The sequence below is a fragment of the Thermococcus sp. 21S9 genome (assembly GCF_012027635.1).
Lineage (GTDB): Archaea > Methanobacteriota_B > Thermococci > Thermococcales > Thermococcaceae > Thermococcus.
The window spans coordinates 1-412 of record NZ_SNUS01000057.1 but is presented as its reverse complement, the minus strand read 5'-3'; the positions used below and the strand labels follow the sequence as shown (position 1 = coordinate 412).

Here is a 412-nt window from a genome sequence, read left to right as displayed (position 1 = left end):
GCTATTCCTGCAACTTCTGGACTTATAACAACATCTACCTTTCCTTCTGGCGGCTTCTTTCCTTCCTTTATTAATCTCTGCAAGGCTTTAACATCATTTAATGCTTTCTTCCAGGGTTCTGCCTTCTCTATCAACTCAAGACCACCAGTGAAAGCTGTCTGAACAAACGGAGCTTGTTCAACTTGACCTTCCTCAAAAACCACCAAGTTGTATGTTATTGAGACCCTTGGAATGACACTCTCAACTTTTGCTCCTTCATTGTTGACGAAATACTTGTGAGCAATCCAGTCTTGATAGCTTAAAAATCTCATTGGAACATTGACTCCACTGTTCAGAACTTCTTCTTCGATGAGCTTTAGATACTCCATCTTTTCTTCTCCAGAATAGTCTCTGAAGTCTTTCTTCATTCTTA

The 412-nt window shown here is 39.8% G+C and carries 1 pseudogene; it reads right to left on the bottom strand.

The annotated features are described in order from the left end of the window. Positions 1-412, bottom strand: a pseudogene (locus E3E28_RS10950) (TldD/PmbA family protein); the annotation flags it as partial.